Source organism: Maribellus sp. YY47, from assembly GCF_023111095.1.
Lineage (GTDB): Bacteria > Bacteroidota > Bacteroidia > Bacteroidales > Prolixibacteraceae > Draconibacterium.
Window position 1 is genome coordinate 20,672 of sequence record NZ_JALGYW010000003.1, and the last position, 23,880, is coordinate 44,551.

Sequence of the window (23,880 nt, forward strand, 5' to 3'; positions counted from 1 at the left end):
AAGGCTAATTGATTATGAATTTCAATCCTATCCCGAACTGAGTATGAAAATGCCCGGTTGTTGTTCCCTGGAGTATCCGCTCCCGGCCAGTTAAAAGCAACACAATCCGGTCGGTTATGTAGCTCTCCATTTCCAACGTAATTGCCCCTCCATAAAGAAACCCGTCCTCATTTTGCAACATGGCCCCGTCGTTAAGTAATTTTTCTCCCCGGTTTACGGTTTCATATCCTGCCAGTGCCGATGCACCAATAAAGAAGAAAACCGCTTTTCCCCGGCTTGACAGAAAATTGTAGTAAAACCCACCTTCTCCTGTAAACTGTTCCACCGGGATACGCCCGTTTTCAAAACAGTAATTTATTCTTAGATACTCCGCCCCAAAAACCCATTTGTTTGCGTTTTTACTATAAGTCGTTATAGCTGCACCAAAATAATAACCTGATTCATTGCTGTTATCTTTTGAATAAATTCCGTCAACCATTCCACCGGTTATCTGCAAACCCTGCATCCCAGGCAGGGCACGCTGGGCGTGTGCCTTGTCACTCAGGACAAAGCACAACGCCACTGATAAAAAAATTACTGCCGCTCTCATTATTTCACTTTCAATTCGTTAATTACTTTGGCGCGAACCAGATCTGCATTCTCCACAAAAAAAGACTGGTGCCGACCGCCCTGCTTTTCGTGCAATTCCACCAGCAGATGTTTATCGTCGGGTATAGTAAATTTTGGAAGCGTAAAAACCGTGCGTTCAGTGGTTTTACCTCCAACTTCCAGAACATTGTTGTAAGCGCGGAGGGGATATATGACCTGCTCCTGAATAGCGGTGCGCTTGGCGACCTTTTTATCCACAATTTTAAAAGTGATATAATCCACTGAAAAAGGCACATGTGAAGCGTTCTTCAGTTGTGTATGGAAGTATAATAACCCATTGTGGGCATACAATCCTTTGAGTGTGTATTGTATCCCAAAACGTTTGGAACCGATGTGTTTGATTTCCCGTTTATCGTTTTTGTAAACCGATTTCATAATCAGCCTGACCAGCAACGGCGATTCCTGCCCCAGTTCCTTCAGGTAAATATCCAGCGAGTTATTGGGTCGGTTAACTGCTTCACCGTCGTGAATAAAATCGGCCATTTCTACGGACAACTTCCCCGGCTCATCGGCATATTTTACGTTGAATGTGTAATAAGCCCCATCTTCGGTAATCACAGCAAGGTTGCTTTCTTGTGAAAAGTCCCGAACCGCAGCTTTTACGCGCAGTACATTCTCTGCGCCGTCGGCTTTGCCAGCCAGTAAATCCGATGAACCTAAATCCACATACCGGATAGTCGACGGGAAAATAATATGTACTGTTTTGTTAAAGGTTACTTCCAGTGCATAAGGCGGAATCATCCGGTCGAAAGTCAGCGGACGTGTCAGTCCGTTGTAATAATCCCCGGTTGTGGGTTTTTCCTGTGCGTTAACCGCAAATAGCATTGCTGCAAAAGCAAGCATCAAAATAATTTTCTTCATACTCTGATTGTTTTAATTGAACTTGTTTGTTTTGGATATTTTAGTGGTGAAAAATCTTGTTTACTGCACGGATGGGAGCAGTAATACCCGGTGCCCGGATTTAAGGGTAACCCTTACTGCCCGCATCTTTTTACCAGCGTATTGCGATGCACCCTGGACGACACTTCGTCCCAAATCTGCCAGCAGTTGCGAACCGGCATCGTCGGTAATGGTAATACTGCTCCCCATTGATGTGCCCATGTTGGCAGCGACTTCTTTTACGGCATTGAGTTCTTCCGAACCCGGCACCGAAATTCCCGGATTACCGTCCATATCGAAAACCTCCATTTTAACCGGAATGATGTTCCCGGCAAACTGGATATTGCTTATCGAGATGTTCATCCGTTCTCCTGAAATCCGGGCAGAACCGGACACAAGCGTATTTTCCGGGACCAGTATTTTTCCGGCATGTATTGGCTCCAGGATGCGTACCTGAACTTCCTGCCCGTTGGTAACGGTAACCGTTTTATCAACGCAGGCACTAATAGTGTTCTTTGTCGATTCTGTCTCCTCCCCGGCAACCGTATGAAAACCCAGGTTGCGGGGTTTTGCATATTCTCTCATAAATACAGAATCAGGTACGGGAGCAGCGAGAAGCGAAACCACTTTGGTGGACACCTGCGATACCGGAATAGATGCAGTTTCCTTTTCTGTTTCCGAAGCATTTCGTACAGGTGCAGCTACCGTTTCTGTCGCGGCTTTATCCGCAGGCATGTACCTGGCAGCAATCTCATAGGATTTTTCTACCAGGGCAAGTTGCTGCTCTGCTTCGTTTTTTTCCTGAAGCTGTCGCTCCAGTTCCCCGATGCGTTCTTCCAGCGCCGCTTGTTCCTGACCATTTGCTTCGGGTTCAGGCTCTTTATAGAAATTCCCCAATTGCCGGTTGATGTCCTGGTACTGACTGGCTGATGAGCGGAACGCGCTGGTCCAGCTGGTTTCCGAACTGTTTTTTATACGTGAAGATTCAGGAGTGTTTTCAGTAAGTTTAGGGGCTTCAGGAGTTTCAATTTTTCCAGATGATACCTTTTCTTCCGGTGTTTCATCGCCTAACATAAAAGCAAAATCCTGTAAGGAACGCATCTTTTCCTGTTCCTTTGCCCTCATTGCTTCCTGCCGGTAGGCATCCCGCTTATCGGTGATAATCCAGCTTTTCTTTGGTGTGGGAAGGTTGGTATTAAAAACATCCCCGGTCTCTTCCGTTTTGTCGCCTGACGGTGCAAAAATGAACCACATACTGACAGCAAACAGCAGGAAGAAAAGGGGAAAAATCACCATTTTCTTCCTTTTTTGTAACTGCTGGGGCGAGAGCTGTTTTTTTTCTTTCGCCGCAAGCTTTTCCCCGTTGTTATTCTCTTTTTCTTTCATAATAAATTTCATTTGATGGTTTTAAACTATCCACTTTGTTCCGTCTGTCCCTTAATTCCAGTTGCAGGCCTTCGATATGCTTGAAGTTCAACTTCTCTTTTTCATCATGTCCGAAATTGAACAGGGACGAAAATGTGATGTAAAGCGATAGCCCTGCAAAAAGGAAAAGAAGGGTAAGTATTACGGTAAGCCTTTTACCGGGAGGAATCCTCCCGCACCACAGCCGGAGACGGTTTTCCAACTGTTTTCCAATGACAGTGATTCTTTTCCGTTTTTTTCCCATAACACTTTACCGGTCCAAAACCCGGATGTCTTTGTTTTCAAGGATTTCGAATTTCTCAATGGTAAACCCGTGAGGGTTATTATCACTCCTGACCGAGTTAATCAGGTTGCAGCGGGTAACAAGCGAGCGTTCGGTTATATTGCTCGACCGGATAATCCTTTGCCGGGCGTAGGTAACAGCCGTGTAGGGATAACTTACGAAGTTGCACGACACGCTGTCCACCTGTATTACCTGCTGGATATTCCCCGCGACCACCCGGTTGAAATACCCTTTTTCCTGCATGTCCTGATAATAGTTATAGGCACTCCTGTCGGCAAGAAACAGTGCGCGGGTGATATTGGTTTCAATAGCTTCCCGGTCGGGCGAAAGAGTAAAGAACAGCTCATGAAAGCGGGTCACATGGTCACGCGCCTCCACCGGCCGGTTCTGGTCCATGTCCTGGGAGAGCGCAAGCATAAGCGATTTCCCTTGGTCAAGCACATATATTTTCTGTCGCTGCGCTTCCGCATAACTGAAAGCATTCCATACCGAATAAACGGTTATCCCGGCACAGAGACAAAGAAATACCAGTGCGAAAAACCGGATTTGACGGAATGATGTCTCTATATTTTTCAAACTTTTAAACTCCATAATTCTTTTGTTTTTTTGAGTGTTATGATTATCGCCCGACGAGACGGCCGCCTATATTCCCGGCAGCGCCACCGGCCATACCTGCGGCATAGCTTCCTGCTTTCCCTGCGGTTTTATTAATGGCGTGGTTGGCGCTACCCATGCCGCCCGACTGGATAATCCAGTTAGCCACAGTCGGAACTGTAAAGTATCCAATGATACCAATGAGCATAAATACAATGTAAATCCCGTTTGAACCGTCAGGGATATAATTGGGGTCTTCCAGCAGTTTGATATCTGCTTCCAGCATTAGTACCTGAATTCGCGCCAGTACCGCTGAAAAAAGGTCGGAAACCGGTAGCCACAGGTAAACGCTGATGTAGCGGGCAAGCCACTGGGTAAGCGTTGCCTGAAACCCGTCGTAAACGGAAAAGGCAAACGCAACAGGCCCCAAAATGGACAACACCACCAAAAAAAAAGTCCGTAAAGTGTCAATTATCAATGCCGCTGCATTAAACAGCAGTTCCAGTAAATCCCTTACCACCTGACGTAACCACATTTTAATGTCGTACCAGAACCTCTCGCTCCACATCCCGATGATTTCAGGGGTGTCCCAGATTCCAAGGTCTTTCAGTTTCTGGTCGTAGGCTTCGTCATCCACCAGCCATGCTTTCCCTTCCCGCATACGTGCTTCGTATTCCAGTTCTTCTTTTTGTAGCTGGTAAGCTTCCATATCAAAGGTCTGGGTTTCTAAAATACTATGCGTCCCCCTGACAATCGGGCTCATCACTGCATTGATAGTCCCCAAAACAATAGTAGGGAAAAAGAGGATGCACAAACCGATAGCAAAAGGACGGAGCAATGGGAACACGTCGATGGGTTCAGCCCTTGCCAATGCCTGCCATACCCGGTATGCCACATAAAACAAAGCTCCCAATCCGGCCAGTCCTTTCGCTACGCCAATCATGTCACCGCAGAGAGGTATCATATCTTCATAAAGGTTCCTTAGAACCTGGTGCAGGTTTTCAAAATCCATAGTTTACGTATTTTACCTGTTACCAGTATCTATCCGAAGGGCTGCCATAAAGCGCCAACACCCTGTCAGTATCGGCTTTTGCTTTGCCCCGGATAAACGAAACGGAGATGCTTTTCTGCGTATAATACCTCGTCAGGTTGCGGTAACCCAGCATCCGGTTATAAATCTGGTCAATCATATCCATGCGCTCCTTATCCGACATGGAAAGCCCGTTACTGCTGGTGACAATATTCTTCAGTTCCGTGATTAATGCACCTCCTTCCTCCATTAACCGGGCATAACCAGCCGAGATAGCAGCCAGCTCGTCCACCGTAAAATTGGGGTCGGCAACCATCTTATTAAAACCCGTGATATAGATATCGCTGATTTCGCTAATCATTTCAATGGTAAGCTTCACCTTGCGGGCATCTTTAATCAGGTTGTTTACTGATTTTAGGGCATCGTAATATTGTTTACCCTGCTCATAAATTTTCACGGTTTCCTGTACATTCTTTACCATATTCGTCAAAGTGGACGAAGACTTTACCACCTGCTGAATATTTTGTACCAGATTGGACGGGTCAATCACCGCCCATTGCGCTTTAGCCTGAAAAGACAAGCTGATCAGGGCTATGCACACGATTAAAACTATTCGTTTCATATTTTTTGCTTTTATTGATTGATACTTTGGGTTGAAGGGCGGGATTAGTTCCTCAAAGATTCTAATCCTCAACCCTGTAGTATTTTCCGTAAGCGGAAAGTTGCAGTACGTCATTGTCGGTATTGTAGGACAGGCTCATCACTCCGTAAAGGTTGACATACCGGATACCCTGATGTTTTTTGACAGGACACCGGAACATTTCTCCGGCATTGAAGGCAAACTCCATAAAGAAGCAGCCATTTTTCTTATCACTGTTTCTGTATATCCGGATATCCGGCGCACCTTCCCGGCTTTTCCATCGCCCGGTTAGTTCCTCCAGGGCAAATTCAGTTTTTGTTCCCAATGGATTGCTCCCGGTAGTTTCTGAATACATGGGTTGCGTGTTATTGCTGTTTGCTTTCAGCAAGTTGTTTAATGGCCAGCTCAATGTCGCCATTCAGTTTTCCCGCGAGCTGCATCACTTCCATTTTTTCCGATTCTTCGGTAGTGTAGGTCAGGTATTCTGAAACCGACACTTCTGTGGCATAAACCGCACTTTGAACACCTCCCAATCCTATCCAGACCTCTTTGTAACGACGGCTTGGTGCATTACTCATGTTAATGGAAAGAATCTGCGATTTTTCCTTTTCTGTCAGTCCCAGCAAAGCCTGTATCTGGTCGAACTTGTTCATGTATTTGCGCTGGTCGAGCAGTATCTTGCAATCCGAATTATTGATAATACTTTCCTTGACCACCGGGCTGGAAATAATGTCGTCTACTTCCTGCGTAACGACAATGGCTTCGCCAAAATACTTACGGACGGTTTTGTACATATATCGCAGGTATTCAGCCATATTAGCCGAAGCAATTGCCTTCCATGCCTCTTCCACTATCAATTGTTTCCTGACCCCTTTCAGACGGCGCATTTTGTTGACAAAAGCCTCCATAATGATGATGGTCACCACGGGAAAAAGCTCGCGGTTTTCTTTAATGGCATCAATCTCAAATACGATAAAGCGTTTGGATAGCAGGTCGATATTCTTATCCGAGTTCAACAGGAAATCAAACCTTCCGCCCCGGTAATATTGCCTCAGGGTAGTCAGCATATTGTCGATATTAAAATCATCCCTGCCTACCTTGATTTCCCTTTCTTCCAGTTCACGGCGGTAGTCATCGCGCATATACTCATAGAAAGTATTAAAGCAGGGTGTGATATCTTGGTTTTCCTGAATGCGGCGGATATAAGCCGATACCGCACTACCCAGCTCACCGCTTTCGGTTTTGGACACTTTATCATCTTCGCTTTTCCACAGCGTAAGCAGCAGAGTTTTGATGCTGTCTTTCTTTTCCACGTCGAACACATAATCGTCGGTGAAAAATGGATTGAATGAAATCGGGCTTTCTTCGGTATAGGTGAAATAAACGCCGTCCTCTCCCTTGGTTTTCCGGTGAATCATTTCGCACAGTCCCTGATAGCTATTACCGGTATCCACAAGCACAACATGGGTTCCCTGCTCATAATACTGCCTCACAAGATGGTTCATAAAGAACGACTTTCCGCTTCCACTTGGCCCCAGTACGAATTTATTCCGGTTGGTGATAATCCCTTTTTTCATCGGTAAATCAGAAATATCCAGATGGATAGGTTTCCCATTTACGCGATCACACATCTTAATCCCAAAAGGCGATGGCGACGAGCGGTAATTGGTTTCTTCAGTAAAGAAGCAAAGTGCCTGCTCGATAAAAGTGTAAAAGCTTTCTTCCGAAGGAAAATCGCCTGTATTACCCGGAATAGCCGCCCAGTAAAGGGTGGCTGCATCCACGGTATTGTGACGGGGCTTGCACTCCATTAATGCCAACTGCGAACCAACTTCGTTACGAATATGCTTTAGTTCCTGCTCATCCTCACTCCACGCCATCACGTTAAAATGCGCCCGGATAGAAGTCAGCCCGTGAGAGTGGGCTTCATTCAGGTAAAGGTCAATCCATTCCTTGTTAATGGCATTGCCCCGGCTGTACCGTGATAGCGACTGCATATTTCTTGCACTCTTTTCAAACTTCCGCAGGTTTTCTGCGCTGTCATCCAAGAACAAATACTGGTTAAATATATGGTCACAGGACAAGAGCAATCCCACGGGGGCGGCAAACGACAAAAGGCAGTCGCTCCGGTCGGTGGACAGTTTTTCGTAACGCATGTCCGTCCCGACCTTTCCGGGTAAATCTTCCACATCGGACAAGGTATGCAGACAAACGTGTTTATCGCCAATCCGCAGGCTGTCCGCTCCCAGTTCTATGTCTTCCAGACAGGTCGTGTTATCGAGTGAAAGTGAAAAGTATTTCTCTATTAACCCGGCATTTTCCGGTGTTCCGACAATTTCATCGGTCTTAAGCCGGATAAAGCTAATAAAACCGCTGTCGTTGATAATCCGCTCAAACTGTCCTACAGCTTCCAGAAACCTGACTGTGCTTTCTTTATTGACCTCTTTGGGGATGATATTGCCCCGGCAGAGAGATGAAAAGTTGCTTTGCATCCGCATCCGCTCTTTGGTCGTTTTGGTCAGGAAAAGGAAGCATTCATGGTTAAGGTACGGACGTTCATTAAAATGACGTTCGTAACTGCGGGAGAGGAAACTCATTTCTCCGTTTTCTGATTTAGGTTGGTAAGTTTCCCGGACAAACCAATCCTGTTTATGTACTACACTATAATCGGGAAGCACTTTGACCGCTTTGGCCCAGGCAGAATGAATGGCTTCGTATTCGGGCGAAGTTACCGTAAACAGTTCCGGCAGGCTTACACGGAAAACTACCGTTACATCAGCATCCTTACTGATAATACAATCATGTTCCACACTCAACAGTGGGAATTTACCTTCAATAGTTGTTGCTTTCATTGTATTCCTCATGCTGCATTCTCCTTTCTTATTTTTTGGAAAAGGCTACGGGGAACTTTCCGGTTAATCAGGTAACGGGGATGCTGTTTTTTGGCCATGAGCTTCATCAGTCCGGATTCCCCGTAACGGTTGTTCAGGTTGAAAGTCAGCCAGACAAGCACCGAAGCGGCAATTACACCGAAAGCGATGCAAACCCACTGGCTGACCCCTGCCATGTACAGGATGATAAACACCACGAACACGGCAAGCAGCCCGGCAGCGAAAATAAACAGGTACTGCGATTTCAGACCGCGAAATTCCACGCTTTTGCCAATTCCTTTGTTGATATTGTACTCCATAAAAATTTTCGGGAAATCAATTAAAGGAAGAAGGAACGCAGAATGGTAGCAGCAACAATTAGAAAAATACATGCCCCGAACCAGCTTGCAGCAGTTTTACTGGTGTCCGGGTCTCCCGAGCTGAACTTGTTGTAAACTTTGATTCCGCCGATAAGTCCTACCACTGCGCCAATGGCATAAATCAGTTTGGTTCCGGGATCAAAATACGAAGTAACCATATTGGTAGCTTCTGTAATCCCGGCGGTGCCATCGCCCTGTGCAAATGCGGTTGAAATAGCAGCCATTAAGAAAGCTGCCTGCATCAAAATCTTCTTTTTTGTCATATTGGTTTCTTTGTTTATGGTGCGGGAACTATTTAAGCCCCGCACCGGGTAAATAAAATATTTGTTGTTTTGGATATTTTAGTGGTCGTATGAAATGAGTCTTCCTATCCGTAATCGTGTTTTTTCATTCGTTCATTTTTAATGCGTTATACATAATTTCTGACATCAAACCCTTTGGGAACAGAGGTCGCAGAAGGCTTATTTTCTCCTGACTCTCCGGCTTTCCGCTGATGGAAAGCTTTCAGGTACGAATTAATTAATCCGCCGACCCTGTCTTCCCTCTCGGGTTCACCTGAAACCATTGCTTCAAACATATCGGTATGTTTCAGGTGCAGAAGAACTCGTCCTGTTTCTTCTTTTTTCTCCTCTGTGATAATCGGATTGTGTACCACGGTGCGGTAGGCTTCGCCCATTTGTTCAAAACTGATTCCCTCGGCCAGTGAACGGCCTGAAACCTGTAAGGCTTCGTATTCTTCCTCTTCATCCCCCGTTTCCGGTTCTTCCGGTATCGGGCAGTCAATGTCGAGTGGCGGGTTGGCTTCGCCGGGAGGAACTTCGCCGAAAACTTCATCCAGTTCGCTCACTGGAATTATCCGGGAATGTTCTTTTGGTACATCTGACGGGACAAATATATTTTCTTTCCGCTTATCTTTTTCGTTGTCCGGTTCTGTGGCCGTTTGTGGCACAGGGATGCGTTCCTTGAGGACAAACTGGCTTTTACCTACAATGTCACCTTTGTTCTTTTTTCGGTCCTGTTCCAGGAGCATTGCCTCGCTGTTTTCTTTCCGAAAACGCCGGTTTTCCGAAATGAAGAAGTACATCGTCCAGAGCGCATAAAGTATGGCAAAAGTAACTAGCAGTGCCAACACGGTATTGGATGTAATCGTTATCATCTGCTGCTGAAATTTGAATCGTTTCACTGGTTTCAAAAAATATCAGTATTCTTTTTCTTGTACAGTTTGGTAATGTCCTCCTGGAACATGGCAAAGTGATGTTCCAGCACATTGTCCAGGTAGCTGAACAGCGACAGTTCGTTTTCTCCGATTACCCGGACTATTTTCAGGATGCGGTCATGATACTCTTTGCGGATATAAACCACTTTCCCATTACGTGTTTTGATTTCTGCTTCTTTGAAAAAGAAAGCCCCGTAGTTTATCTCGTTGCGAGGGTTACTTTCTGCATTTCGTTTGTCTGATGGTTGCTTTGCTGCAGTTCGATTTTTACTGAATAGTTTCATTTTTCCAAGTCTTTTATAATGTTTATCCCTTTATGTTTTTCGTTATACAAACGGGTTATCTCTCCGCCAAAAGTTTCAAAGTGATGGACCAGTATGTTGTCGATGTACCCGGAGAGCGATACCGCGTTGTCTCCAATTACACGGCATATCGTCTGAATCGTATCATGAAAATCCCGGCGGATATAAACCATTTTGCCTGTTCGGGCAGTAATTGAAGATTCTCTGACAAAAAGCGTCTCATAATCATGTTCTTTGCTTCGTCTGCGCCGGATTTCATCTTTAGGTGGTTCCGTTTTCTGAGCAGGCGGCTCTCCGGGACTTTCATTATTTTCCCTCACCAGTGATTCATGATCCACCGGTACGTCCTGCAGGAAAGAAGCGATAATTGCTTTTTCATTTATATCCTCTTTTTTGATTGTTTTTGCCATTGCATTATATTTTGATGATTTCCAAAATTTCTTCAATAAGGGTATCGAGGTTGCTTCCTTTCAGCAATGCTTTACCGGCCGGGAACATGGTCGAACGGAACAGGGCTTTATGAGAAGAGGGAAGCTCACGGCGAAAACGTTTGCTGTCAGGCAGAAAGGTTTTCAGCAGGGGAAGGTGAAGTTCTGCAATAACCTGTTCATAGACTTCGTATAATTCCGTTTTTTCCCGTCCGTCCACTAAATTCCATATAAGATATAAGCCTTTAACCCTGGATTTTCCGGTGGTGATGATGTTGTCATTCAGACGGGACGCAAAACGTAAGGTGCTTTCAAGTACCACCCTGTCGGCGCTGATGGGTGAAAAAATATAATCCATCAGAGACAGGGTATAAATTACCCCTTCCTTATTGACTGTTCCCGGTAAATCAAAAAAGATAATGTCATATTTCCCTTTAGCCATTAACGCTTCGGCAGTTTCCGGGGCTTTTTCGGGAAGGCTCTTTACCACCGGGTACATTTTCTTTTGCAGCCGTGTGAACTGTTCATATGCCAGTGACTTGTAGTAATCATCCTCCGTAGCCATTTTTAAATCGCGCTTGCGCATTTCAGCCATGCTGTATTGCGGATAATCACAATCCACTACTGCCACATCGTAACCTTTCACGTAGTGCAGGTATGAAGCTGCCAGTACGGTCAGGGTTGTTTTTCCGGCCCCTCCTTTTTGAGTGGAGAAGGCAATGCATAAATTTTTCTTTTTCATTTTTAATCATTTAATAAGTTATACATACAGTTGATTATACATCTGATTTGCCAACTGATTGGGTGGATAACCGGCCACAAAAACATCCGTTAGTACGTGTAGCTGTTTGGGTTCCTGAATGATTGGCCGTTTTAACGTATGAATGCTTGAATGACTGGCTGGCTACATGTCGAATCATACACCTGATTATTTTATCAATCATCCAGCTATACAGTGTTATGTCCGGTCTTTTGGAAAGCCATTCATTCGGCTTTCTGTTCATTATATCTTTCAGCCATTTTATCCTACCATCAATCAGTTGCATAATCAGTCATATTTTAAAAACCTCATGCAAATAAAAGCCAATAAAATTCTGATTAAACGGGCCTTGCAGCAGGTGGCATCTTGTGGCATTGGAATGGCATCTTTTGGCGTAGATACATGTTGTACAGTCAGTTACAATGACCGCTAACTTTGCCTCCGGTTCGATACCGGTAACAGGTCAGACTGCTATCCATCATTTTTGCAGCCCGTCAATTTATCTGTCCGGATGGCGGACAGATTTTATTTGCAATGTGGCAAATAGCAAGCTGTGTTTTGAGTTACTCATTTCATTTCACGTAACCCAAAACCGCTTGCCCGCAAGGGGAGAAAAGCAGGCTCCGAAGTCGCTGCTTTTTGATAAGGACAGTAACAATGACTGTGTTATGGTACCGGATCTTTGAAACACTGAAATATCCGACAGATGAAACAGAAAAATACAAATCACCGAAGGCGAAAAGGGGGACGCCCTGCTAAAAGCGACCCCGTAACAGAGTGCGTTATGGTACGCTTTAATGCCCGTGAATATGCCCGTTTTCTGACATTATTTGAACAATCGGGGGTAAAAGCAAAAGCTGTTTTTATCAAAGCGAGGGTATTCGGCCAGCCGTTCCGCGTGGTGAAAACCGACCGGGCGGTACTTGAATACGTGGCAAAGCTGACCACTTTTTATGCCCAGTTTCGGGGAGTAGGAACCAATTACAACCAGGTGGTAAAAGAACTGCACAGCAATTTTTCGCATAAAAAAGCACTGGCATTGCTCTTTAAACTGGAAAAACTGACCACCGAATTAGCTGTAACCGGGCAACAAATTATCGCCCTGTCGAAAGAATTTGAAGAAAGATATTTACAGAAATAGCCTTGTATGATTGCCAAAATAACCACCGGAAAAGACATTTACGGTGCTCTTGCCTACAACCAGGAGAAGGTAAACGAAGGGTTGGGAAAGGTGCTCGCATCGAATATTATCCCCGAACCGGAGGATGGCCGCTTTAGTGTGGCTACGTGTACCGAAGCCTTTAACCGTTGGTTGCCCTCGCATTACCGCACTGAAAAACCGGTCATTCATATATCGCTCAATCCGCACCCGGATGACAATTTGACGGATGAACAACTTGCAGACATTGGAAGCGAATATCTGCAGTTGATGGGGTACGGTGCTCAACCATACCTGATTTTCAAACATTCAGATATCGGTCGGGAACATATCCATATCGTTTCGTTACAGGTGGATAGTGAGGGTAAAAAAATCAATGACAGCAAACGCAATTTACGAAGTGTGGCTGCGACTGAAAAGCTGGAAAAGAAATACGGCCTGCACCGCGCCAAAGAGCAAAAACAATTGGAACAATGGCAGTTTAAGCCAGTGGATGCAGAGAAAGGTGATTTAAAAAAGCAAATCGGTTCAGTCATTAAACCGACAGTTGCAATGTACCGGTTCCAGACAATGGGAGAATACCGGGCCTTGTTATCCCTCTACAACATCGGTGTGGAAGAAGTACAGGGAACTCGAAGCGGAAAGCCTTATCGCGGATTGCTCTATTCCGCGCTGGATGTTGAAGGGAACAAAGCCGGAACACCTATCAAATCATCTGCTTTCGGGAAAACAGTCGGGGTCAGTGCGCTTGAAGAGCGGATGGAGAAATCCACCACCCTGATAAAAGAAAAGGGATACCGCGAACGCCTGCGCCCGTTGGTTGCAGGTGTAATGCAAGAAACCGGGAATGAAACGGAACTGCGTCAAAAGTTACAGGGAAAAGATATTGACTTATATCTCCGGCGAAACAATACAGGGCGGATTACCGGAGTAACTTTTATCGACCATCAAAGCCGTTGTGTACTGAACGGTTCCAGGCTGGGCAAAGAGTTTTCTGCCAATGTATTTAATGACCTGTTTAGAGAGTCCCCGGCAGTCGAAGGACACACAAAACAGGCGGGCGAAAAAGAACCGTTCACGCCTGCGGCTGAACCGTTCTCACAGGCTAACAGTCAAGCCGGGCATATTGAATCCGCAATCAGTAGCCTGTTCTCAATTTTCTCGCCGGAGCCGGAATCCTACTACGAAAACCAGCAACAGGTTCGCAAAAAACGGAAAAAGAAAAAACGGAGATATGGGAGACAGACATAAATGATATATTCCAATCGGATATTATTTTTGGTTTATTTTTTTGAGTATATTTGTACTATGAGTACAGTTACACCAATAAAAATAAACCAATTACTTCAGAAATTGCCTTCGGGGAGTCTGTTCTTTTCATCGTGGATGAGAGAGAACGGCATATCTTATGATTTGCAACGACGCTACCGCGATTCCGAATGGCTGACCTCTATAGGGGCAGGTGTGATGATCCGTACCGGTGATAGCCCAACCATATACGGGGCTTTATATTCATTGAACAAACAAACGGGCAAGCACTTTTATGTTGGTGGGTTATCAGCCCTGGAACTGGCTGGATACACACATTATGTCCCTATGGGGAGACCGGTTGTATATGTCGGCCATCCTAAAGACGAGTGGGTTCCGTCCTGGCTTAAAAAACATGACTGGGGTGTGGACTTATTACTTGTTACCTCGGAATATTTCGATACAGATACCGGCATAACCCCGATGATACAAGGTGCATTTGAAATACTGGTTTCCACCCCGGAACGCGCATTTATGGAATGCCTGAACCTTTCTCCACGGCAGTACAACCTCATGGACTTGTACTATGTGATGGAACAATTAACTGCACTTCGCCCCGGCACCATACAGGCCCTTCTGGAACAAATTACATCAGTAAAAATGAAACGTTTATTCCTGTTTATGGCAGAAAAAGCCGGTCATGCCTGGCTCAACGATCTGGACTTGCAGAAAATAGATACCGGGAGAGGTAAACGGGAAATTGTACCGAACGGTGTTTACGACAGCAAATACCAGATAGTAATACCCGAAGAACTGAAAAATTATGAATAACCTCTATAAAGAACAGGTCAGGCTTTTACTCCGCATATTACCTGTAATCTATCGCGAGGAAAATTTTGCGGTTCATGGTGGTACGGCCATAAACCTGTTTATCAAAGACCTTCCGCGTTATTCGGTGGATGTGGACTTAACTTATATTCCACTTGGTCCGCGGGACGAAAGCCTTACAGAAATCGATAAAAAGCTGGCTGCAATTAGTCAGCAACTGCAACGGGCAGTGCCGAATATAAATATCCGTCCGGTACCCAATAAGCTTTTATGCACATTGGGGCGGAGCACGGTAAAAATTGAAGTTAACGGGATTAAACGGGGCATTATCGGGCCCACAACTGAAATGCCATTATGCAATAAAGCGCAGGCAGAATTTGGGATGTACTGCAAAGCACAAATCGTACCTGTTGAACAGTTGTACGGTGGAAAAATTGCAGCAGCTCTCAGCCGCCAACACCCACGCGATTTGTTCGATTACAATTATATGGAACCTGATAAAATCGACAATTTGAAACGGGGTTTTATGTTCGCCCTGCTGGGAAGCGACAAACCGTTTATTGAATCCTTAGCTCCGCACGCGATAAACCAGCAGGAAGCCCTGGAAAACCAGTTTCGTGGCATGACTGACATTCCTTTTACTTATGAGAACTACGAAACAGCACGTAAACAGCTTATTGCTTTTGTCAACTCAATGCTGAGCGAAGAAGACAAAGCATTCCTCGTTAGTTTTGAAGAAGACGACACGCAATGGGAAAAATCAGCTTACTCAGATTTCAGGGATTTTCCTTCCGTGCAATGGAAACTGCTCAATGTTAACAAATTGAAAACTCAGAATCCAGCAAAGCACCGGCAGGAGGTGGATAGGTTGAAGGGGCATTTCGGGATGATATAATATTGCGACTATTTACTTTCTGTATCCGGAAAATCTTTCATGTCGATCTTCCATCAAACAAGTTGTATAATCACTGAAATGAATTAGGACATCGTTTCCGTCATCTTTTCCAGTTAAAACGCCTCTGATTGTAACATAAAAGATTTGTTCTGAGGAAATGTCTTTGATTGCTATTCGATTGTAATAAGGCAGGTCATTACTGATTCGGATTTCAAGAGAATTTAATTGTGGGTGCTCATGAAGTCCTAAAAGAACAGTTTCAGGCATTATCCATTCCCTGTTATTTTGGAGATGTTCCTCAAATCGTTTAGTTGCGACATCATTTCCTTCAATTTCAACCTGCAATAAGAATGTTCTTTCAGTTTTATTATGAAAATTGATAAAATCCAACCAGACAAAAAACGAATCATCAAGCATTCCCCAGTTAAATGCAAAATCAACTGTCAATCCCTGATTATAAAACCGTCCCATATGGTCATTGGCAATGATGGAAAGTGACCTAAACAACTCTGTAAATCCATCATCAAAGTTACCCCTGAAATCGGCATACACTTTTTCCTGTAAAAATATAGGGATAGGGCAGTCTTCTAACAATATTGGAATAACAACAACTTTTTTACTATTTATCTCTTTTATAAGTCCTGCATTTTGTTCTTTTCGGCACCATTCGCTCTGTACATAATGATTGGAAAGCACAACCAGTAAATAGGAAGAATCATCAAGACCATTTTGTATTTTGTCAATTAATGAATCTCCCGGTTTCATTTCCCATTTATCCAACCACACCCCAACTCGATTTTCGACTAGTTTTTTTGATAACCTTTCTACAAAAGCCTTGTCCTTCGAAGAATAACTAATAAATACACCCATAAATTCTTTTTCTATCAAAAGTAAGAAACAGCTTGAATATTTGCTTTGTCTTCAGAATGATAACAGACACAAACTATCATTACGACGCCATAAGCTGCCAGCCTTTTAAAATCAGGTTTTTCCATTATCTGGCTTTTTACTTTCGTTTTTCGAACATCTAAAAGCAAAGTAATATGCAACAGGAAGACGATTTAAGGGCACTGGCTAAGATCATGGACTTTATGCGTGCCCTGAGTATTCTATTTGTGACCATCAATATTTATTGGTTTTGTTACCAGTCGATGGTCGAATGGGGCATCAATATTGGTGTAGTTGATAAAATACTTCTGAATTTCAATCGTACTGCTAAATTATTTGGCAACATTCTTTACACAAAACTTTTCGCATTGGTGTTTCTGGCCTTATCCTGTCTCGGAACAAGAGGGGTAAAACAGGAAAAAATCACATGGAACAAAATTATCGTATTCCTTTTTGTTGGCTTTGTCCTTTTCTTCTTCAACTGGTGGTTGCTAGATTTGCCGATACTATTAGTTGCCAAAACAGGTTTCTATATTTTTACAATGACTACAGGTTATCTTTGCCTGCTGGCTGGCGGCGTATGGATGAGCCGTCTTTTGAAAAACAATATGATGGATGATGTCTTCAATACCGAAAACGAATCCTTTATGCAGGAAACACGCCTAATTGAAAATGAATATTCAGTGAATCTTCCAACCCGTTTCTATTATAAAAAGAAATGGAACAGTGGCTGGATTAACGTTGTAAATCCTTTTCGTGCTGGTATTGTATTGGGAACTCCCGGCTCCGGGAAAAGTTATGCGGTAATCAACCAGTTTATAAAGCAGCAAATAGAAAAAGGATATTCGCAATATATCTATGATTTTAAGTTTCCCGACCTCTCAACGATTGCCTATAACCACCTGCTGAAAAACCAACGTGGATACAAAAAAGTACCGACGTTTTATGTAATCAATTTCGACGACCCGGCACGCTCACACCGGTGCAACCCGATTAATCCTTCGTTTATGAGCGATATATCCGATGCCTATGAAAGTGCCTATACCATCATGCTAAACCTGAACCGGACATGGGTGCAAAAGCAAGGCGACTTTTTTGTAGAATCACCTATTATCCTGTTTGCAGCCATCATTTGGTATTTACGCATATACAAGGAAGGTCGGTATTGCACATTCCCCCATGCCATCGAGTTCCTGAACAAGCGGTATGAAGATATTTTCCCGATTCTGACTAGTTACCCCGAACTGGAAAATTATCTTTCTCCCTTTATGGATGCTTGGATGTCTGGGGCGCAGGACCAGTTACAAGGGCAAATCGCATCGGCTAAAATCCCGCTTTCGAGGATGATTTCACCGCAATTGTACTGGGTAATGTCTGGAGATGAATTTACGCTGGACATTAATAATCCCGATGACCCAAAAGTGTTGGTAGTGGGTAACAATCCCGACCGTCAAAATATTTACGGAGCAGCGTTGGGGCTATATAACAGCCGTATCGTAAAACTTATCAATAAAAAAGGTCAGTTAAAAAGCTCGGTTATCATCGATGAGTTGCCAACCATCTATTTCAAAGGACTGGATAACCTGATTGCAACCGCCCGTAGCAACAAGGTTGCGGTATTGCTCGGCTTTCAGGATTTCTCACAGTTGAAACGCGATTACGGCGATAAGGAAGCTGCTGTAGTCATGAATACGGTCGGAAATATTTTCTCCGGCCAGGTTGTGGGTGATACGGCTAAAAACCTGTCGGAACGTTTCGGGAAGGTTTTACAGAAACGCCAGTCCATGACCATCAACCGCAATGATAAATCAACTTCTATCAGTACCCAGTTGGACAGCCTTATCCCGGCCAGTAAAATTTCCACGCTTACCCAGGGCATGTTCGTTGGGGCGGTTGCCGACAATTTTGATGAACGCATCGAGCAAAAGATTTTTCATGCCGAAATTGTTGTTGATAGTGCGAAGATTGCCTCCGAAACTAGAGGCTACAAGCAGATTCCGGTAATCACTAATTTCGTGGACAAAAGCGGTGTTAACCGCATAAAGGAAATGATTCAGGACAATTACAACCGCATCAAAGAAGAAACAAAACAAATCGTCGTCGATGAACTGGAACGGATAAAAAATGACCCAGCACTTTCTTATTTGTTACCGAAAAAGGAATAGAAAAAACAATTCAGATTATTTTCCTTGTGATAATAACTTTTCATATAATTTTCTAATTGTATACCGTACTCCGCTCACAACATTTAAAACATTGAATTTATTTCTAAAAATATGCTTATATTGCTACTTTAATAGCAAAAGATACTTAAAAAGTGGCCAAAGAGAAGCGTGTTTATAATAGAATTAAAGCAGTATTAGCTGAACAGGGAAAAACAAACTTATGGCTGGCAGCGAAATTAGAAGTGAACAGGACGACCGTTTCAAAATGGTGTACAAACGAAGTTCAGCCTACAATGGAATCCCTTTTTCGAATTGCTAATGCCTTAAATGTTGATGCAAGGGAACTATTAGTTTCACCCAATAAAAAATTCTGAAATCAATTTAAAGCACACAGAAAATATATTATATATCAGGGAATTGGACGGAAACAAATAGATTATTTGATATGAATAAAGCACAAACAATCCAGGAACAACATACCGCAGGTGCACAATCAATAGGTTTTGATTATCAATTCTATTATTTTATGCTATTAGCACTTGACCTTAAAATGGGACAAAAAATTGGATTTGAGGTTAAAGACGATATTCATATCGATAAAGAAGACGAGACTACAATATTATTTCAAGCAAAACATAGTATCCTTAAAAGTTCGAGTGGTGCGATAAAAAATTTGACCACATTAGATTCTGATTTGTGGAAGACACTGAACATTTGGGCTGACTTAATAAAAGCTAATAAGAAAAATAAAAATTTCCTAAAAACACATTCATTTATACTGGTAACCAATAAGAATGAGAATAATAATGAGCTCATCAATTTAATAATTCAGCACAAAACGGACAAAAACATTGACGATGTAGTACAAAAGTTAAAAGAATTAGAAAGTAAAACAGAGGACGAAACATTAACAAAATATATTAAAAATGTACGTTCTATTGGAAAAACTGGGTTAAAACAATTCTTGCAGAAACTGACCATCGAAACCGGAGTTGACCATATTATAGAGAAAATAAAAAACAGATTAATTGAGTTATACAAAGACCCTCGTATAGCAGAAGCAATTTTTGACAGTTTATATTCAAACCTGCAAGCAACAAAATATTTAGATATTAAAGACAGTAATAAATTTGATATTTCATTTGATGATTTTAATAAAAAATTTGGCAGGTGTTTTAAAGTTGCTTCCGAGACAAAACCACTACCGAGAAGAAACTTTCCAATATTATTGCCAGAAGATTTAGAAAGCCAGATTTTTATAAAACAACTTCTTGATATTGGGGAAGTTCAAAGCGGTTCAGAAGACATTAGAAAATATACAACACTAATGTTGAAGTTTCTCAGGCATTTTACCTATTGGTCAGATGAAGAAAACTTTATTTTACTTACCGAAGCAGAAGAATTTAAACAAGAAAGCATTTCAAAATGGGCCAACAAGTTTAAATCCAAATACCGACAAATTGAAAATAAAATAAATTCAGGCTCTGATATCGTTGAATTTGAAGAGGATATAAAAAAATTGGCAATTAAACTGGTTGAATACGTGAGAGAGCAAAATTTATCTATACCGGGCTATTCTTCTCTTGGAATAGATTTTAGCAATGGGCACTATTATGCTTTATCAGATAATCTGGAAATTGGCTGGCACTATGATTGGGAAAATAAATATAAAAAGGGATGAAAGAAATATACTACACCTATAATAATGAGGCAATCGCCAGTTGCATCTTTTTATCAATACTGAATAATACTGATGAATTAGATATTGCTCGTTCCTGCTTAATCCTACCTTTTTTACTGGACGACAGAACCGTAAATTATTTAGATAGAAACAAGCATATTGAAACTGACTTGGTGCAAATTATAAAGGAACAGCCCCGTTTATTTGTTTCTTTTAATAAAAGGTATTTATCATTACTGCCCGTAACTATTAATTCGTTACTATTATTAAGTAAGAGCAATCAAATAAAAATTGACACTCAGATTTCGTCTATTGGAAATATTATTTTCGACAGACAAAATTTGGGGACAAGATTTCAAAAAATAGAAAAAATCACACCAAAGTTTTTGTCTGTAATAGAGAAATATTCAACATCTCAATTGTATAAAATGCTAAATATTCAACTATGAAATTCATACTGCACGAAATAAAGCTTTGGTTCAAAGATGAAAATGCAGAACCTAAAAGTTATTTTTTCTTAGCGAATAAAATAAATGTTGTTACTGGTGATTCAACTACTGGAAAAACCAGCTTTTGGAATATAATAGATTATTGCCTCCTATCAGGAAAAGTAACTATTGCAAATACAATTATTGAAAAAGTACTGTGGTTTGGCATTCGTTTTACAATAAACGACAAAGAAATATCAATAGTCAGAAAAACACCGATTAATGGGGCTGTTTCTTCTGAAGTATATTTCAATATAGGAGCTTTACCGGACAAGCCTGAAAGCAACATAACGGTGTCAGAGATAAAGTCAAAGCTTGACGAAGAATACGGAATAACGGATGCTCTCAGATTTCCTTATGGAAAAGAATCAGACAAATCAACGTTTAACCTCTCATACAGGCATTTCTTACTCTTTAATTCGTTAACACAAACTATTATAGATGCACCTGAGACCTATTTTGACACTACATTTTATGGTAAAGATGAATACGATGAAGCTTTGGGGCATATTTTCGATTTAGTTATTGGAGTCAATGATTTGAAAAATATCAAAGCCAAAGAAAAATTGAAAGAAATAGAAGCAGAGCTAAAGAAAATACAAAATCAGGAAACAAAGAACCAGAGAAAAACTAAAAATTTTGAACTGGGTATTTTAAGGCTAATTGAAAAATGCAAAAAATACAACTTCATCGACTATTCAGAATATTTTGAAAATGTGAATGAGGAAATATCAATAATTCAGGACGTTATTGCTAATATCAGGAAAGTTGCAAAAAATGCGCAATTATTTAATGAGATAGATAATTTATATAAAAGAAAAAATGAGGTACAGGCTCAAATTAATGCTATCAATCAATACCAAAAAGAATTTGACCTATACAAAAAGAACTTGGATAAATCGGCTGATAGCCTGCAACCAATCGAGTTTTTGAATCAAAAACTGTCAGACCAATTAATCGATTCATACGAAACAAAAATGTTTATGGAATCTCTGGAAAGTTCTTTAAAAAATATTAAGGAAAACCTTTCCCAAAAAATTACAAAACCGTTAAAAGTATCAGGAGATATTAAAGAACTAAGGGGGCAATTACAGGACATCGATAAAAGGATTTCCCAATTGAATGAAATTAAAAAGAACTATCTGGCAGAAGGTGAAAAATTTATTGCTTTAGGCGAAATAAAACATGAATTTGAGCAAATACAAAAAGAAAAATTAATTACCCCCATAGATACAATAAAGCTAAATAAATTAAACGAAGAAAAGAGTCGTTTAGCCAGTGTTCCGGCGGAAACAGAACAGATAAAATACACAATGAAAACATTGTTGAATGAAAGCATTCAACGCAACTATAGTCAACTAAAATCGCTAACAGCATATGATGATTACAGGACTGTTTTCGATGATTCTAAAATGATTTTAAAATTATATCCCCCTTCAGACCAGCTTCAATTTCCATTGGAAAATGTTGGAAGTGCTTCAAATTACATGTTTATGCACCTATGTGTTTATTTAGGGCTGCATGAACACGTAATTAAAATTCAGGAAAATCATATTCCGAAGTTTTTATTTATCGACCAACCCAGTACTCCATATTATGAAGGTAAAAATGATGACAAGATAAAATTGCTTGATGCGTTCACTCTGTTAAATTCATTTGTCGATTATATTTTGATACAGAAAAAACAACACTTTCAAATTTTCATGGTTGAACATGCCTCAAAGGAATATTGGGAAGAAAATGACTTGTCATATTTTCACACTGTTGACGAATTTATTGATGGAAAAGGTTTAATTCCAAGTGAAGTTTATAACAAATAATGTATGATGAATGCTATTGTCGGTAAAATGGACAAATTAATAATCCATTTTGTAGGAAATAAAAATAATGGAGATGGAGTACGGTTTTCCGATGAATTAACTGATTACGGAAATACAGAAGAATACGTCAAAATATTGATAGGCAATAGCTTTAAATCTGAGGAATTGTTTCAGTTCTATTTTAGTCCGGATTTAGAGCTTAATCCTATTTATCAATTCATTAAATCTGTTTTTCAGGATAAGGAAGCATTTATCGGACAATCCCAGAATGTAGCACGCTATCTATACGATAAAAGCACCCATCCTCAAATAAAACCGGGAGAACTTTGCATAGCATATTTTAAGGATTGTCAACTCAATGATAAAACGGTTGATTGTATCGGGATATTTAAGTCTGAAAATAAAGAAACAGTTCTAAAAATAGATACAATAAAAAACGGGTATGGGTTATCAGGTGTAAAAGGAATCAACATCAATAAATTAGATAAAGGATGTTTAATATTTAATACCGATAAAGAAAACGGCTATACTGTTTCCGTTGTCGATAATACCAATAAAGGTTATGAAGCACAATATTGGAAAGATGATTTTTTAGGCGTTCGACCAGTAAATAACGGTTATCATCAGACAAATCAATTTTTAGGAATTACTAAGCAATTTGTTACTAAACAAATTGCGGACGATTTTGAAGTCTCAAAAGCCGACCAGATTGATATATTGAACCGTTCTGTTAACTATTTTAAAACGCATGAAAAGTTTGATAAATCGGATTTTGAGAATGAAGTCTTTCAGGATGAAAGCGTAATTGATTCTTTCAGAAACTTTAACAACTCATACCGCGAGGAAAATAAAGTTGAACTATCCGATAACTTTGAAATTTCATCTCAGGCAGTAAAAAAACAGGCTCGGGTATTTAAAAGCGTTTTAAAACTTGATAAAAATTTTCATATTTATATTCATGGTAACCGCAACTTAATAGAGCAAGGGGTTGATGAAAATGGGCGAAAGTACTACAAGATTTATTACCAAGAGGAGAGTTAACAACGCGTTACAAAGGCTATTTGTTAAAGATAACACAGCATCAATGATATTATCTGTTTCAGTAGCAGAACTTCTATTTGTTGTTATCTGAATCATACAAACTTCCCAGAAACGCCACAAACCACCAACACAGTTCCTCAAGCTGCCACCATCCGCACATCCCTTTACTTGTCATGCAGTTACGCATAAATTCGTCCATGCATCAATAGTGG

The 23,880-nt window shown here is 41.4% G+C and carries 25 protein-coding genes; 10 read left to right on the forward strand and 15 right to left on the reverse strand.

Translation table 11 applies throughout. From position 1 onward, the window contains the following. Positions 1–4: 4 nt before the first annotated feature. The 14 genes from MR764_RS02905 to MR764_RS02970 form a co-directional block, all read right to left on the reverse strand. On the reverse strand, positions 5–589 hold the full coding sequence (locus tag MR764_RS02905) for a conjugal transfer protein TraO (RefSeq protein ID WP_247977890.1): 585 nt from the start codon (positions 587–589) through the stop codon (positions 5–7). Further along, positions 589–1,509: a conjugative transposon protein TraN gene (traN, locus tag MR764_RS02910; RefSeq protein WP_247977891.1), complete on the reverse strand. Its 921-nt coding sequence runs from the start codon at positions 1,507–1,509 to the stop codon at positions 589–591. Before traN ends, MR764_RS02905 begins: the two co-directional genes overlap by 1 nt. A 60-nt stretch (positions 1,510–1,569) precedes the next feature. After that, positions 1,570–2,925, reverse strand: a complete 1,356-nt coding sequence (gene traM / locus MR764_RS02915; RefSeq protein ID WP_247977892.1) for a conjugative transposon protein TraM — start codon at positions 2,923–2,925, stop codon at positions 1,570–1,572. 277 nt (positions 2,926–3,202) lie between these two features. Beyond that, positions 3,203–3,826, reverse strand: coding sequence for a conjugative transposon protein TraK (gene traK, locus MR764_RS02920; RefSeq protein ID WP_247977893.1), 624 nt, complete (start codon positions 3,824–3,826; stop codon positions 3,203–3,205). Between the two features lie 28 nt (positions 3,827–3,854). Further along, positions 3,855–4,841 (reverse strand): conjugative transposon protein TraJ, encoded by a 987-nt coding sequence (gene traJ, locus MR764_RS02925; RefSeq protein WP_247977894.1) that lies wholly within the window; start codon positions 4,839–4,841, stop codon positions 3,855–3,857. Positions 4,842–4,860: 19 nt separating this feature from the next. Further along, entirely contained in the window at positions 4,861–5,481 is a 621-nt protein-coding gene (locus MR764_RS02930; RefSeq protein ID WP_247977895.1) for a DUF4141 domain-containing protein, read from the reverse strand. Between the two features lie 61 nt (positions 5,482–5,542). Further along, positions 5,543–5,854 (reverse strand): DUF3876 domain-containing protein, encoded by a 312-nt coding sequence (locus tag MR764_RS02935; protein WP_247977896.1) that lies wholly within the window; start codon positions 5,852–5,854, stop codon positions 5,543–5,545. A gap of 10 nt (positions 5,855–5,864) precedes the next feature. Further along, the gene (locus MR764_RS02940; protein WP_247977897.1) at positions 5,865–8,363 is read right to left on the reverse strand and encodes a TraG family conjugative transposon ATPase; all 2,499 of its coding nucleotides are present in this window, start codon (positions 8,361–8,363) and stop codon (positions 5,865–5,867) included. Then, positions 8,360–8,689 (reverse strand): DUF4133 domain-containing protein, encoded by a 330-nt coding sequence (locus tag MR764_RS02945; protein ID WP_247977898.1) that lies wholly within the window; start codon positions 8,687–8,689, stop codon positions 8,360–8,362. Before MR764_RS02945 ends, MR764_RS02940 begins: the two co-directional genes overlap by 4 nt. Before the next feature lie 20 nt (positions 8,690–8,709). Beyond that, positions 8,710–9,012, reverse strand: coding sequence for a DUF4134 domain-containing protein (locus MR764_RS02950; protein ID WP_247977899.1), 303 nt, complete (start codon positions 9,010–9,012; stop codon positions 8,710–8,712). Between the two features lie 146 nt (positions 9,013–9,158). Further along, complete coding sequence (locus MR764_RS02955; protein ID WP_247977900.1) at positions 9,159–9,905, reverse strand: hypothetical protein; 747 nt, start codon at positions 9,903–9,905, stop codon at positions 9,159–9,161. 32 nt (positions 9,906–9,937) lie between these two features. Then, positions 9,938–10,249: a DUF3408 domain-containing protein gene (locus MR764_RS02960; protein WP_247977901.1), complete on the reverse strand. Its 312-nt coding sequence runs from the start codon at positions 10,247–10,249 to the stop codon at positions 9,938–9,940. Beyond that, complete coding sequence (locus MR764_RS02965) at positions 10,246–10,677, reverse strand: DUF3408 domain-containing protein (protein ID WP_247977902.1); 432 nt, start codon at positions 10,675–10,677, stop codon at positions 10,246–10,248. The genes MR764_RS02960 and MR764_RS02965 overlap by 4 nt, the downstream gene beginning before the upstream one ends. 4 nt (positions 10,678–10,681) lie before the next feature. After that, the gene (locus MR764_RS02970) at positions 10,682–11,437 is read right to left on the reverse strand and encodes an AAA family ATPase (RefSeq protein ID WP_247977903.1); all 756 of its coding nucleotides are present in this window, start codon (positions 11,435–11,437) and stop codon (positions 10,682–10,684) included. A 724-nt stretch (positions 11,438–12,161) separates the two neighbouring features. Here MR764_RS02970 and mobA point away from each other — a divergent pair. The 4 genes from mobA to MR764_RS02990 are packed head-to-tail and all read left to right on the forward strand — an operon-like array spanning position 12,162 to position 15,585. After that, a complete protein-coding gene (gene mobA / locus MR764_RS02975; RefSeq protein ID WP_247977904.1) occupies positions 12,162–12,596 on the forward strand; it encodes a conjugal transfer protein MobA in 435 nt (144 codons plus the stop codon). Between the two features lie 6 nt (positions 12,597–12,602). Further along, on the forward strand, positions 12,603–13,865 hold the full coding sequence (gene mobB / locus MR764_RS02980) for a conjugal transfer protein MobB (RefSeq protein WP_247977905.1): 1,263 nt from the start codon (positions 12,603–12,605) through the stop codon (positions 13,863–13,865). A gap of 57 nt (positions 13,866–13,922) precedes the next feature. Further along, entirely contained in the window at positions 13,923–14,693 is a 771-nt protein-coding gene (locus MR764_RS02985) for a type IV toxin-antitoxin system AbiEi family antitoxin (protein ID WP_247977906.1), read from the forward strand. Beyond that, a complete protein-coding gene (locus MR764_RS02990) occupies positions 14,686–15,585 on the forward strand; it encodes a nucleotidyl transferase AbiEii/AbiGii toxin family protein (RefSeq protein ID WP_247977907.1) in 900 nt (299 codons plus the stop codon). Before MR764_RS02985 ends, MR764_RS02990 begins: the two co-directional genes overlap by 8 nt. A 12-nt stretch (positions 15,586–15,597) precedes the next feature. On the opposite strand, the gene MR764_RS02995 is transcribed toward MR764_RS02990, so the two are convergent. Next, positions 15,598–16,455, reverse strand: a complete 858-nt coding sequence (locus MR764_RS02995; RefSeq protein ID WP_247977908.1) for a toll/interleukin-1 receptor domain-containing protein — start codon at positions 16,453–16,455, stop codon at positions 15,598–15,600. Positions 16,456–16,628: 173 nt separating this feature from the next. Here MR764_RS02995 and mobC point away from each other — a divergent pair, with 173 nt between their 5' ends. The 6 genes from mobC (at position 16,629) to MR764_RS03025 (ending at position 23,668) form a co-directional block, all read left to right on the forward strand. Continuing rightward, positions 16,629–18,638, forward strand: coding sequence for a conjugal transfer protein MobC (gene mobC, locus MR764_RS03000; protein ID WP_247977909.1), 2,010 nt, complete (start codon positions 16,629–16,631; stop codon positions 18,636–18,638). Between the two features lie 152 nt (positions 18,639–18,790). Continuing rightward, on the forward strand, positions 18,791–19,012 hold the full coding sequence (locus MR764_RS03005; protein ID WP_247977910.1) for a helix-turn-helix transcriptional regulator: 222 nt from the start codon (positions 18,791–18,793) through the stop codon (positions 19,010–19,012). Positions 19,013–19,083: 71 nt separating this feature from the next. Next, positions 19,084–20,319 carry an ABC-three component system protein gene (locus MR764_RS03010; protein ID WP_247977911.1) on the forward strand — a complete coding sequence of 412 codons (1,236 nt, stop codon included), beginning with the start codon at positions 19,084–19,086 and terminating at the stop codon, positions 20,317–20,319. Then, entirely contained in the window at positions 20,316–20,768 is a 453-nt protein-coding gene (locus MR764_RS03015) for a three component ABC system middle component (RefSeq protein WP_247977912.1), read from the forward strand. Before MR764_RS03010 ends, MR764_RS03015 begins: the two co-directional genes overlap by 4 nt. Continuing rightward, positions 20,765–22,627, forward strand: coding sequence for a DUF3732 domain-containing protein (locus MR764_RS03020; RefSeq protein ID WP_247977913.1), 1,863 nt, complete (start codon positions 20,765–20,767; stop codon positions 22,625–22,627). Before MR764_RS03015 ends, MR764_RS03020 begins: the two co-directional genes overlap by 4 nt. A 3-nt stretch (positions 22,628–22,630) precedes the next feature. After that, entirely contained in the window at positions 22,631–23,668 is a 1,038-nt protein-coding gene (locus MR764_RS03025) for a nucleoid-associated protein (RefSeq protein ID WP_247977914.1), read from the forward strand. The last annotated feature ends 212 nt before the right edge of the window (positions 23,669–23,880 follow it).

What these genes read in the sequence shown, in the direction of transcription:
- MR764_RS02960 (WP_247977901.1), bottom strand. Translation starts at nt 10,249, where the DNA reads ATGAAACTATTCAGTAAAAATCGAACTGCAGCAAAGCAACCATCAGAC.
- MR764_RS02990 (WP_247977907.1), top strand. Translation starts at nt 14,686, where the DNA reads ATGAATAACCTCTATAAAGAACAGGTCAGGCTTTTACTCCGCATATTA.
- MR764_RS02905 (WP_247977890.1), bottom strand. Translation starts at nt 589, where the DNA reads ATGAGAGCGGCAGTAATTTTTTTATCAGTGGCGTTGTGCTTTGTCCTG.
- MR764_RS02940 (WP_247977897.1), bottom strand. Translation starts at nt 8,363, where the DNA reads ATGAGGAATACAATGAAAGCAACAACTATTGAAGGTAAATTCCCACTG.
- traM (WP_247977892.1), bottom strand. Translation starts at nt 2,925, where the DNA reads ATGAAATTTATTATGAAAGAAAAAGAGAATAACAACGGGGAAAAGCTT.
- mobA (WP_247977904.1), top strand. Translation starts at nt 12,162, where the DNA reads ATGAAACAGAAAAATACAAATCACCGAAGGCGAAAAGGGGGACGCCCT.
- MR764_RS02945 (WP_247977898.1), bottom strand. Translation starts at nt 8,689, where the DNA reads ATGGAGTACAATATCAACAAAGGAATTGGCAAAAGCGTGGAATTTCGC.
- MR764_RS02965 (WP_247977902.1), bottom strand. Translation starts at nt 10,677, where the DNA reads ATGGCAAAAACAATCAAAAAAGAGGATATAAATGAAAAAGCAATTATC.
- MR764_RS02930 (WP_247977895.1), bottom strand. Translation starts at nt 5,481, where the DNA reads ATGAAACGAATAGTTTTAATCGTGTGCATAGCCCTGATCAGCTTGTCT.
- mobB (WP_247977905.1), top strand. Translation starts at nt 12,603, where the DNA reads ATGATTGCCAAAATAACCACCGGAAAAGACATTTACGGTGCTCTTGCC.
- MR764_RS02970 (WP_247977903.1), bottom strand. Translation starts at nt 11,437, where the DNA reads ATGAAAAAGAAAAATTTATGCATTGCCTTCTCCACTCAAAAAGGAGGG.
- MR764_RS03015 (WP_247977912.1), top strand. Translation starts at nt 20,316, where the DNA reads ATGAAAGAAATATACTACACCTATAATAATGAGGCAATCGCCAGTTGC.
- mobC (WP_247977909.1), top strand. Translation starts at nt 16,629, where the DNA reads ATGCAACAGGAAGACGATTTAAGGGCACTGGCTAAGATCATGGACTTT.
- traK (WP_247977893.1), bottom strand. Translation starts at nt 3,826, where the DNA reads ATGGAGTTTAAAAGTTTGAAAAATATAGAGACATCATTCCGTCAAATC.
- MR764_RS02955 (WP_247977900.1), bottom strand. Translation starts at nt 9,905, where the DNA reads ATGATAACGATTACATCCAATACCGTGTTGGCACTGCTAGTTACTTTT.
- MR764_RS02985 (WP_247977906.1), top strand. Translation starts at nt 13,923, where the DNA reads ATGAGTACAGTTACACCAATAAAAATAAACCAATTACTTCAGAAATTG.
- MR764_RS02935 (WP_247977896.1), bottom strand. Translation starts at nt 5,854, where the DNA reads ATGTATTCAGAAACTACCGGGAGCAATCCATTGGGAACAAAAACTGAA.
- MR764_RS02950 (WP_247977899.1), bottom strand. Translation starts at nt 9,012, where the DNA reads ATGACAAAAAAGAAGATTTTGATGCAGGCAGCTTTCTTAATGGCTGCT.
- MR764_RS03010 (WP_247977911.1), top strand. Translation starts at nt 19,084, where the DNA reads ATGAATAAAGCACAAACAATCCAGGAACAACATACCGCAGGTGCACAA.
- MR764_RS03025 (WP_247977914.1), top strand. Translation starts at nt 22,631, where the DNA reads ATGATGAATGCTATTGTCGGTAAAATGGACAAATTAATAATCCATTTT.
- MR764_RS02995 (WP_247977908.1), bottom strand. Translation starts at nt 16,455, where the DNA reads ATGGGTGTATTTATTAGTTATTCTTCGAAGGACAAGGCTTTTGTAGAA.
- traJ (WP_247977894.1), bottom strand. Translation starts at nt 4,841, where the DNA reads ATGGATTTTGAAAACCTGCACCAGGTTCTAAGGAACCTTTATGAAGAT.
- MR764_RS03020 (WP_247977913.1), top strand. Translation starts at nt 20,765, where the DNA reads ATGAAATTCATACTGCACGAAATAAAGCTTTGGTTCAAAGATGAAAAT.
- traN (WP_247977891.1), bottom strand. Translation starts at nt 1,509, where the DNA reads ATGAAGAAAATTATTTTGATGCTTGCTTTTGCAGCAATGCTATTTGCG.